The sequence below is a fragment of the Streptomyces sp. NPDC046759 genome (genome assembly GCF_040645475.1).
Taxonomy (GTDB): Bacteria; Actinomycetota; Actinomycetes; order Streptomycetales; family Streptomycetaceae; genus Streptomyces.
Map to the genome: position 1 here is coordinate 159,656 of NZ_JBEYYJ010000021.1, position 10,966 is coordinate 170,621.

General features: G+C 67.6%; 4 protein-coding genes and 4 pseudogenes. 6 read left to right on the forward strand and 2 right to left on the reverse strand.

Going from position 1 to position 10,966, the window contains the following annotated elements; genetic code table 11:
* Nucleotides 1-201: 201 nt before the first annotated feature.
* From ABZ919_RS26910 to ABZ919_RS26920, 3 genes and pseudogenes are all read left to right on the forward strand, one after another.
* A pseudogene (locus tag ABZ919_RS26910) lies at nucleotides 202-708 on the forward strand (transposase); the annotation flags it as partial.
* A gap of 578 nt (nucleotides 709-1,286) precedes the next feature.
* Complete coding sequence (locus ABZ919_RS26915; RefSeq protein ID WP_361252587.1) at nucleotides 1,287-6,017, forward strand: RHS repeat-associated core domain-containing protein; 4,731 nt, start codon at nucleotides 1,287-1,289, stop codon at nucleotides 6,015-6,017.
* Nucleotides 6,014-6,688, forward strand: a complete 675-nt coding sequence (locus tag ABZ919_RS26920; protein ID WP_361252589.1) for a histone-like nucleoid-structuring protein Lsr2 — start codon at nucleotides 6,014-6,016, stop codon at nucleotides 6,686-6,688. The genes ABZ919_RS26915 and ABZ919_RS26920 overlap by 4 nt, the downstream gene beginning before the upstream one ends.
* A gap of 215 nt (nucleotides 6,689-6,903) precedes the next feature.
* Here ABZ919_RS26920 and ABZ919_RS26925 read toward each other — a convergent pair.
* Nucleotides 6,904-8,378 (reverse strand): annotated as a pseudogene (locus tag ABZ919_RS26925) (UvrD-helicase domain-containing protein).
* Nucleotides 8,375-8,530 (reverse strand): hypothetical protein, encoded by a 156-nt coding sequence (locus ABZ919_RS26930; protein WP_361252591.1) that lies wholly within the window; start codon nucleotides 8,528-8,530, stop codon nucleotides 8,375-8,377. The pseudogene ABZ919_RS26925 and the gene ABZ919_RS26930 overlap by 4 nt, the downstream one beginning before the upstream one ends.
* Nucleotides 8,531-8,616: 86 nt before the next feature.
* Here ABZ919_RS26930 and ABZ919_RS26935 point away from each other — a divergent pair.
* From ABZ919_RS26935 to ABZ919_RS26945, 3 genes and pseudogenes are all read left to right on the forward strand, one after another.
* A protein-coding gene (locus ABZ919_RS26935) for an IS5 family transposase (RefSeq protein ID WP_361252609.1) occupies nucleotides 8,617-9,413 on the forward strand; the annotation gives its coding sequence in 2 pieces (ribosomal slippage) (nucleotides 8,617-8,952 and nucleotides 8,955-9,413; 795 coding nt in all).
* A gap of 50 nt (nucleotides 9,414-9,463) precedes the next feature.
* A pseudogene (locus tag ABZ919_RS26940) lies at nucleotides 9,464-10,389 on the forward strand (transposase family protein).
* A gap of 56 nt (nucleotides 10,390-10,445) precedes the next feature.
* A pseudogene (locus tag ABZ919_RS26945) lies at nucleotides 10,446-10,817 on the forward strand (IS110 family transposase); the annotation flags it as partial.
* Between the last annotated feature and the right edge of the window lie 149 nt (nucleotides 10,818-10,966).

Consider the following 10,966-nt stretch of genomic DNA (forward strand, 5'->3'; position numbering starts at 1 on the left):
ATCTCCATCGGTTACGGCTGGAACATCTACAACTGGCTCGTCTGACCGAGGACGGAGGGAGTGTAAATCTAACGGCGGATCCGACGATCACGGGAGAGACGTCAAGTGAATTATGCCGCCGTGGAGTTGGAGATCGTGGAGTCTGTCGAGAGTGCCCAGTCCGGGCAGCCTGCGCCGGCGTCCGACGAGCAACTGGTCGCGATGCTGGTGGAGCGGGCCCCGTCGGAGGGGCTGCAGATGACCGGGCAGGGTGGGCTGTTGCAGCAGCTGACCAAGTGGGTCTTGGAATCTGCCCTGGAAGGTGAGATCACCGATCACCTCGGTTACGAGAAGCACGATGCGGTCGGCCGTGGCAGCGACAACTCCCGCAACGGGGGCCGGGCCAAGACCGTGCTGACCGACGTCGGGCCGGTCGAGATCAAGGTCCCGCGCGACACCTCGGGCACGTTCGAGCCGCAGATCGTCAAGAAGCGGCGGCGGCTGACCGGAGTCGACGAGATGGTGCTGTCGCTGTCCGCGAAGGGGCTCACGCACGGCGAGATCGCCGCCCACCTGGCCGAGTTCTACGGGGCCGAAGTGTCCAAGCAGACCATCTCCACCATCACCGACCAGGTCATGGACGGCATGGCCGCCTGGCGAAGCCGCTCGCTGGACCGCGTCTACCCAGTCTTGTTCGTCGACGCGATCAACGTGAAGATTCGCGTAGGCGCAGCAACCAGCGGTTGCCCAGCTGGCCCCCGCGGCGGTACAGAGGTCCTCGATCGTCGTCTGGGCGTAGCCGCGCTCCACGATGACGCGTTCAGCCGACCCAGGTAGATCGGCCGGTTGGCGACCTGCTGTGCCGCAGCTGTTCCCAGCAGCCCCAGTGCAGAGCGCTCGATGTAGCCGGGTGAGTACGACCAGCCGTCACCGACCCACGAGACTGGGGCCCGGCCCCCGGTAGTCAACTCCAGTACACTCCCGCCGCATTGGCGACATACAAGCACGCCCAAGACAGTGATTGGATCCCGTTTTGATCGCTTTCGGCCACGCAGGTGCAGCGCGGCACAGGGACAGTGATCCTGGTGTCACCGAGCAGCCGGTCACGACGGATCACGGGGCACGGCGGCCAGGCCCAGATCTTGAGGGCTTCGCGAGCCGACCCGGAGTTGGGCGCCAGGGATCCGATGCTCTCAGCCGCGGCTCCGAGCCATAAGGCACGCGCCCACTGCGTCAAGTGATCTCGTTACCATTCATTCGCACGTGTGATGCGTTGCTGGCTGGAACGGGAAGGCGGTTGACGGGGGATGGGCTACGTCCTGCCTGGATGGCTCGACGAGATCCTGGATTACATAGGCATCAAGTTCCCGAACGTCGACGAGGACGACTACCGCGAGATGGCCGACGCCATGCGGGAGTTCGCCGACAAGTTCGAGGGGCACGGGGCCGACGCCCACAAGGCGGTGGAGCGGATCCTCGCTTCGTCCAAGGGTTGGGCCGTGCATTCGATGCAGACGCACTGGGCCCAGGTCAAGGCCGGCCACCTGGACAAGATCCCGGAGCTGGCCCGCCTGTTCGCCGAGGCGTGTGACGTCGTCGCGGACATCATCTTCGGGATGAAGACGAAGGCTGAGGCGGAACTCGCCGTCATGGCGGGCTCGGTAGGCCTTTCGCTGGGGATGGCCTTCGTCACCGGAGGCCTGTCTGCCGTCCTCGGCGCGGCAGAGGTCACGGCCATGCGGCAGCTGGTGAAACGCATCATCGACGAGGCGGCCGACCGGTGTGTGGACGAGCTGATAGCCCGGGTCACCGCGCCGGTCAACGCCAAACTGGAGGCGATGGTCGAGGACGCGGTCCTGAACCTGGCCAACGACGCCTTCTCCCTGCCTCCGGAGCCGACCGTCGCAGGCGGTGGCGGCGGGGCCCGCGGCAACAGCCACGGACACGGTGGCATGCAGCTGGCCTCGGCGGGCGGCGCGGGCGGCGGCTTCATGCTCGCCTCCGCGGGCGGCGGCGGTGGCGGCGGTGCGGACCTGTTCATCGACCACGAGGAGTTCGAGAGCGGCGCCGGCAAGGTCTCTGCGCACGGCAGCGCACTCCATCTGGCCAGCTCCTCCCCACTCGACCGCGCCAAGGGCGCCTTCGGCCGCACCAAAGGTAAGGACGCCTTCAGCCGCGCCTTCGACTCGGTCCTGGAAGGTGCGCTGCACGGCTCCGAGAAGGCCCTCAAGAAGATCGTCAAGCACGTCACCGAAACGGTCCCAGACCGGGTTAGGGCCGCGTCTCGGCTACACAAGCACAACGACCACGGTGTCCGGGACAAGATCGACTCCATCAGGCTCGGGAAAGGCGGCGACGGTCACGGCAACTCCCATGACCTGGGCGGCCTTGGCCGCGGGCGGCGGACCCGGACCAGGCCCGATTCTCTACAGGGCGCCGCATCGGACCCGCGCCGCAATGCCATCCCGCTGACCAAGAAGAGATGCGAAAACGATCCGGTCGATGTCGCAACAGGCGAGATGACACTGAGCGACACTGACGTGGCCCTGGTCGGCGTACTTCCGCTCGTACTGCGGCGCACGCATCGGTCGGAGTACCGCTATGGGCGGTGGTTCGGCCGCAGCTGGGCATCCACCCTGGACGAGCGCATCGAGCTGACCGGCTCCGGTGCCATCTGGGCCCGCGAAGACGGCTCGCTGCTCGTCTTCCCCCAGTTGCCGAACGAGAACGACGCGGAGGGTGTGCTGCCGTCGGAGGGGCCGCGCCTGACCCTGACGTTCGAGAGCCGCCACGACGCCACGACCACGTACCGCATCACCGACCCGGCGTCCGGCGTCACGCGCCTGTTCACAGGCAGTCCCTACCACCCCTCGTCCGCCTACTGGCTGACCCGGATCGAGAACCGCAGCAGCGTCGGCATCACCATCGAGCGCCAGAGCGACGGTGCCCCCAGCGCGGTGGTGCACGAGGGCGGATACGTGGTGCTGGTGACCATGGCGGACGACCGCGTGGGCGAGTTGTCCCTGCGTACTCCGTCCGGTCCGAAAACCGTGCGGCGCTTCGGCTACGACCAGCACGGCAACCTTGAGACGGTGGTCAACTCCTCCGGTCTGCCGCTGCGGTTCACTTATGACGAGGACGCCCGCATCACGTCCTGGACCGATCGCAACGACTGCACCTTCCGTTACGCATACGACGAGCAGGGCCGGGTGGTGCAGACGGTGGGCCCCGACGGGTTCCTGTCGTCCTCCTTCGCCTACACCCGGCATCCGGACACCGGCGACAGAATCACCCGCTACACCGACTCCACCGGCGCTCAGCGGGTCTTCCACATCACCTCCCGTCTGCAGGTTGCCGCCGAGACCGACCCCCTGGGGCACACCACACGCTTCGTGTTCGACGCCCGCGACCGGCTTCTGGAGCACACCGACGCGCTAGGCAACACCACCCGTCTCGAGCGCGACGACGACGGCAACCTCGTCGGGCTCATAGCCGCCGACGGTGTCCGGACCACTGCGACGTTCAACGAATTCGGCCTGCCCGTGACCGTCACCGAGCGCGGTGGTCGTACGCGTCGCTACGAGTACGACGCGCGTGGCAATCTGACCGCTGTCACCGAACCCGACGGCTCCCGCACCGAGTACGAGACCGACGAATACGGTCATGTGACGGCCATCCGCGACGCTGCCGGAGGAGTCACGGGGATCCGGACGAATTCCGCCGGTCTGCTGGTTTCCATCACTGCACCGGACGGTGCCCGAGCGACCTTCGTACGGGACGCCTTCGGTCGTGTCACCGAGGCCACCGATGCCCTGGGCGGGAGTCTTCGGCAGGGCTGGACGGTCGAGGGCAAGCCCGCCTGGCGGGAACTGCCCGACGGCACCCGTGAGGAGTGGTCGTGGGACGGTGAGGGCAACCTGGTCAGCCACACCGACCGCTCGGGCCGTACCAGCACACACACTGTCACTCACTTCGACCGTCCTTCTGCCACCCAGGCCTCAGACGGGGGTCACTACCGGTTCACCCACGACACCGAACTGCGTCTGACGACGGTCACCAACGCCCACGGCCTGGAGTGGCACTACAGCTACGACGCGGCGGGCCGCCTGATGTCGGAGACGGACTTCGACGGGCGCACCGTGACTTACGAACACGATCCGCTCGGCCGTCTGAGACGCCGCACCAACGCCGCGGGGCAGTCGCTCACCTACGAGCGCGACCTCATGGGGCGTGTCGTCAGCCTGCGCCACGACGATGGCGCCACTTCCACCTTCACCCGTGACGTCACCGGCCACGTCGTCCAGATCACCAACCCCCATGCCCGCATCGACCTCGAGCGTGACCTCAGAGGCCGCATCGTGGCCGAGAGCGTCAACGGCAACACCCTCACCCGTGCCTACGACGCCCTCGGGAGGCCCACCCGCCGCCGCACCCCGTCCGGCGCCACCGGCGTCCTCACCTACGACGACCGAGGCCTGGCCGCCTACACAGCGGGCGAGCACACCTTCCGCTTCGAGCGCGATGCGCTGGGCCGCGAGATTGCTCGAACACTCGACGACGCGCTCACCCTGCAGCAGGGCTGGGACGCGGTGGGCCGGCTGGTCAGCCAGTCCCTCGCGGGTGCGCACAAGACGCTGCTGGAGCGGTCCTTCACCTACCGTGCCGACGGCACCCCGGCCACCGTTGAGGACAGTCTCACCGGGCGCCGCACCTACAGCGTCGACGAGGCCGGCCGGATCACGGCCGTCAGCGCCCGGGGCTGGAGCGAGCGCTACGCGTACAACGCAGCCGGTGACCAGACCCGCACCGCCCTGCCCGCCGGCGCGCCGGGCCAGGACAGCACCGGGGACCGCGACTACGCCGGCAGCCGCGTCACCCGGGCCGGCCGCACCCACTACGAGTACGACGCCCAGGGCCGCCTTGTCCGTCGCCGCACCACCACCCTGAGCGGAAAGACCCTCACCTGGACTTTCACGTGGGACGCCGAGGACCGCCTCACCCATCTCGAAGCCCCCGGCGACTGTCACTGGCGCTATCTGTACGACGCTCTGGGCCGCCGTATCGCCAAGCAGCGCCTGGACGCCCAGGGACGGATCACGGACGCCACGACCTTCTGCTGGGACGGGGCCCAGCTGGCAGAACAGCAGAGCAACGGCATCACCCTCGTGTGGGACTACGCGGGCCTGCGCCCGCTGGCCCAGCGCGAGTCCAAGGCTGGCCTCACGCAGGAAGAGACCGACCGCCGCTTCTTCGCGATCGTCACGGAACTCTCCGGAGCCCCCGCAGAACTCGTCGCACCCGACGGCTCCCTCGCCTGGCGTGGCCGGAGCACGGCCTGGGGCGCCACCCAGTCCCACCGCTCGGCCACGGCGTACACCCCGCTTCGCTACCCCGGCCAGTACTTCGACCCCGAGAGCGGACTTCACTACAACGTCAACCGCTACTACGACCCCGACCTGGGCCGCTACGCCACACCCGACCCGCTGGGCCTGGCCCCGGCCATCAACCACTACGCCTACGTACCCAACCCCCTCACCCTGACCGACCCACTCGGCCTGGCGGGCTGCGACGCCGATCCCACGTGGGGAGGGCGGGTCAACTGGACCCTCGACGAACACGGGCGTCCCTATGAGATGAACTCCGTCCTCACCCGGGACATGCTGGACGAAGGCACAGAAGCCAACCCCTCCATACGTCCGCCCGGCTTCCTGGGCGGCGCCTACAACCAGGCGCGCGGGCACATGCTGGCCAGGATGCTGGGCGGTTCAGGTGACCACCCGGACAACCTGTTCGCCATCACTCAGAATCCCACGAACAGCCCGGAGATGCGTGACTGGGAGCAGGACATGTACGACGCTGTCCGGAAGGGAGAGGTCGTCCACTACAACGTCTACCTTGAGTACACCGACGACCTGAAGGACTCGGTACCGAAGTACATTCAGCTCGAAGCCCATGGCCACCGGGGCTTCAGCCTGGACGTCTCGCTGAAGAACCCAGCTCACGCCCAGCAACAGCTACACCGTCAAGGACTCCTGTGACCAGCATCGACCAGCTCACTCGTCTGTGCCCGCCCCCCGCCGACCCGCCCCCGGTCGACTGGGGCACCGTCGAGGCCACACTCGGGTTCCGCCTGCCCGAGGACTACAAGCGGCTCGCCGCCGTCTACGGCCCCGGCGCCTTCGCCGGATTCATCAACGTCTTTCACCCGCGCGGCGTCACCGAATGGGTCGACCTCACCGGACCGGTACCCACGGCCATGCGAGAGCAACTGCAAAGAGACAAGGCTGCGGGCCGACCCGTCCCATACGACCCCCAAAAGCTGTTCACCATGGGCGTGACCGACAACGGGGAACACCTCTTCTGGATCCGGGACCCGCAGGACGATCCGGATAACTGGCACATCGCCGTTGATGAAGCACGCGGTCCTCGATGGTTCACCTTCGATGGAACCCTTACCGCGTTCCTCGTCTCCGTCCTGAGCGGAGAGACGGCGGTACCGCAATTCCCCAACGGCCTGCGGCAGGCCGCCACCGCGTTCACCCCATCAGCCCCTCGCCCCTCAGCGCCCGCCCCCGGCTCCACCCCGCTCCCGACTGACACCAACGTCATCCGCGAGTGGGCCCGAGCCAACGGGTACGACCTACCTCCCCGCGGACGTGTCCCCGCAGCCATCTTCGACGCCTGGATCGAAGCCCACGGCGGAGAGTAGCCACAGTGTATGCGCCTGACACGCCTGCATGGGCGGTCTCCTGACCTGCGCGATTGAGACCTCACCCCAAAAGGCCGGCCGGCCGGCGGCTGACGGTCGTCACCTTGCTGCGCCAGCCAGGTGACGAGTCGTACGGTCCGGTGAAACCTCAAAACGGCCATACGAGCGGTTGAGGCTCGGGTTCGGCGCGCTGGGCCTTGATGGTGAGGGATGGTTCAAGAAGCAGCCTGCTTGGAGCTGTCAGGGCTGTCGTGGATCCAGGACAGTCCCCCAAGGTCCAGGCGCTGGCGTGTGCGGGTCACGGCTACGTAGGCCAGGCGGGCTTCGGCGTCGTCGACCGGATAGGTCGCCGCCGAGCTGCTCTGGTCTTCCAGGTGGAGGCTTTGGGGCCGGCGGAAGTCGTCGGCGATGAGGACACGAGGCCATTCGCGCCCTTTGGCCTTGTGGACGGTGGAGATGGTGACCTGCGCGTGTGGCTCGGGCACGAGGTGGGCGACGGCGGCGAGGATCGCGTCGGTGCCGTGGGCGTCGACAAGGTTGACCAGGGGCTGCAGGTCGCGTCCTGCAGGGTCGTGGGCGGCGTAGTCCTGCAGTCGCACCAGGAGGGGAAAGAGGATCAGTTCGGGATGGTGGGTGCGGCGGCCTTCTTTGAGGTCACGGGCTGCCTGGGCCAAAGCACTCAGGGCGTCTCCTCCCCCGGCCAGGGCGACGCGCAACCCGGTGGTCATGAGCGTCATGACCTGGGCCATGGCGCCGACGTTGGTACGGCACAAGACGGCGTCGGGGCTGGTGACGGGGCCGATTTCGGTGGGCACCGTGGGGGCGCCGGTAAGTCGGATGGGGGCGTCGGCCAGGCGGAGCCAGCGGTTGGCTTCCTCGGCGAGGTGGGGTCCGAACCGGAAGGACTGCGACAGGGTCAGCTGGGTGCCGTGGAAGCCGGTCATGACGTCTTTGGCGCCGCGCCATTGATAGATGGCCTGGGCGGAGTCGCCGACCATGACGAGCTGGCTGTGGTCGCGTTGGGCGAGGAAGACCTGTTCCACGACGGGGTTGGTGTCCTGGGCTTTGTCCAGAAGCAGGTAGTCGGCGTCGAGTCTCGGCTGGGTGAGGGCCCAGATCTTCAGGTAGTGGTCGGGTTCGAAGCGGACGCAGCCCTCGTCGGGGTTTTGCAGGTCCGTCCAGGCTTTGCGGGCGGCGGGAAGGATGTGAGTGGCGAGTTCGCGGTGCAGCTCGTTGTCTTCCAGGCCGCGTAGTTTCGGTACGTGGTGGCAGGTGATCACGTCGTCGGCGGTGTAGCAGAAGCGGCTCACGGTGCGGACGAGGGCATTGGACAAAGCGCGTTGAGAGACGTCGCGTTCGCCGATGCGGATGGCTTTGGTCAGGCCGAGGGCTTGTCCGGTGTGCTAGGCGGGGCGGCGGGGGGGGGCGTTCAGGCGGCTCGTGTAGCGGTGGCCGACGGCGGCGTAGGCGAGTGCGTGAGCGGTCTTGCACTGGACAGTGCGTGGGAAGCGGGCGGTGGCGTCCTGGGTGATGGCCCGGTTGTAGGCGAGGTAGCGGCCGCGGCGTTTGGTGGTATGAGCGAGCAGGGCAAGGGTGGTGGTCTTGCCGGTGCCGGCTCCAGCCTGGAGGGCCAGGTGGTTGCCGGCTGGAAGGCGTCGGCTGCTGCGGTCGGTTCGTCGGTGGGCTTCATAGTGTGGGGCTTTCGGGGAGTCGGGTGAGCGCGTGTCCGACAGCGGAGAGCAGGTAGGCAGGGGTGGTGTGAGCCAGGAGTTGGCGCACGGCCCGGTCGAGGCGGTCGGTTTCCTGGTCGGCGTGTTCGGCCAGGACCCGGTGCAGGGCCATTTCCAGGAAGGCTCAGGGGTCTGGGCAGCGCGGCGGACTTAAGACGTCGTCTCATTTGGAGAGCTGGGTAGTCTGCCCGCGTGGTGATGGTCGAGCGCATGGTGCCGGACGAGTTGTGGGAGCTGTTCGAGCGGGTGGTCCCACCTGCTCCATCGCGGCCGCAAGGCGGCGGCCGGCGGCGATATGGGGATCGCGAGGTGCTGGCCGCAATCATCTTCGTGGCCACGACGGGCTGCACCTGGCGGCAGCTGCCGCCGGTCTTCGGCCCCTCGGGGCCGACCGCGCACCGGCGCTTCACCGAGTGGACCGCCGCCCGGGTCTGGGCGAAGCTGCACCGCCTCATCCTCGACGAGCTGGGTTCGCGCGGAGACCTGGACTGGTCGCGCTGCGCCATCGACTTGGTGAACATGCGGGCCATGAAAGGGGGGACCTGACAGGCCCGAATCCTGTCGACCGGGGCAAGAAAGGATCGAAGATCCACCTGATCACCGAGCGAACCGGTTTACCCCTCTCGATCGGAATCTCCGGCGCCAACCTGCACGACAGCCAGGCACTCGAGCCCCTCGTGCGCGGCATCCCGCCCATCCGCTCCCGCCGCGGCCCGCGCAGACGACGGCCCGCCAAGCTGCACGCGGACAAGGGCTACGACTACGACCACCTGCGCCGCTGGCTACGCAAGCGAGGCATCCGGCACCGCATCGCCCGCAAGGGCATCGAGACCTCCACCCGGCTCGGCCGACACCGCTGGACGATCGAGCGCACGATGTCCTGGCCGGGCGGCTGCCGTCGTTTGCACCGACGCTACGAACGCAAGACCGAGCACTTCCTGGCCTTCACCGCCATCGCCTGCAGCCTCATCTGCTACCGCAGACTCACCAAATGAGACGACGTCTAACGAGTTGGTGCGTGATAGCGGGTGGGCATGCTTTCGTGGTGAGGGGCACGGTCGATCGGGTGGTGTTGGCGCATCCGTTGTTCACGGGCATATCGACGGCTCATCTGGCCTCGCTGGTTGAGGAGTTGGCCCGCCCCGTGGGCAGCTGCGGCGGAGGGGCAACGTCTGGCGGGTGCGAGGTGGAGTGCGTAGACGCGCGCAAGGTGCGGGTGCTCGGTACCGGCTGGTGTTCGTGGACCGGCTGGTGGTCACGCTGATTCACCTGCGGCACGACCTGCCTCACGCGGTCTTGGGTGTGCTGTTCAACGTCGATCGCTCGACTGTCACCCGGGCCGTCGGTGAGATACGCCGACTGCTGGCGGAGCGGGGTTTCGCTGTTCCCGACAGGCCTGGCCTGCGGCCTCGAACGCTGGAGGACGTGTTCGCCTACGCCCAGGCCGAGGGTGTCGAGCTGAGGCTGGACGCCACCGAGATCCAGGTCCGACGGCCGGCCGCGGGGCGGGGCGACAGGCGGGCATTCGTGTCGGGCAAGAAGAAGCAGAACACGATGAAAGCCACTGTCATCGCTGACCACCAGGGCCGCACCCCGTGGGCCGATGGCCTGCGGCCGGGGCGGATGCACGATGCGACCGCAGTTCGCGCTGCCGGCATCACTGGCTGCTTCCAACACTTCGACCTGGTAGAAGTACTGCTCGACGACGGCTACCCGGGCCTGAGCCGTGACCATCCCGGCCGAGCACTCACCCCGCCCAGAAAGCCACGGCCCGGAGCACTGCCCGGCAGAGTCGAACAGTGGGAACACGATCGACACAGCCACTCATCCGACCGCATCACCATCGAGCACGCTCTCGCCGACCACAAACGCTGGAAACAACTCATGCGCTGGACCCACCGACGCGATCCTCTGCCCGACACCTACCGAGCCATCGCCGGCCTCGTCTCCGACCGCACCGTCATGACCTGAAAACGGCCGCGATCAGGGCGAACACGTTTCACCCACTATCACGCACCAACTCGTAAGACGACCTCCGGGCGAAGAGCCTGTCGCGGCGGATGCCCAACAATGAGCCCGAACTGCTGGAACTGCTCGACCACGTGCTTGCGCTCGCGGACGGTGACCCTGTGACGTGGGCGGTCGACCTGAACGCCGGCGGAGCCGCGCTGTGGATCGCCCTGCTGACCGCGCACGGCCAGCGGGTCATCTACATCCCCGGCCGGACCGTGCACCACGCGTCGAGTTCCTACCGCGGAGATGGCAAGACGGACGCGAAGGACGCCTTCGTCATCGCCGACCAGGCGCACATGCGCCGTGACCTGCAGCCCCTGCAGGAGTGGGACGAGGTCCCGGTTGACCTGCGGATCGACCTGTCCGCAGACCGCACCCGCGCCATCAACCGGCTCCGCGCCCAACTGCTGGAGTACTTTCCGGCCCTTGAGCGTGCCTTCGACTAGGGCCTGTGTGATGTTGTGATCAGCCAGTTTCCTTCAGGAGGTCGTTGATCCAGATCATCGAGGCACGGAGGTGGAGGCCGGCGAGGTAG

Bases quoted from the DNA above. Each gene is read 5' to 3' on its own strand.
- ABZ919_RS26915 (WP_361252587.1), top strand. From the start codon at position 1,287: ATGGGCTACGTCCTGCCTGGATGGCTCGACGAGATCCTGGATTACATA.
- ABZ919_RS26930 (WP_361252591.1), bottom strand. From the start codon at position 8,530: ATGGCCCTGCACCGGGTCCTGGCCGAACACGCCGACCAGGAAACCGAC.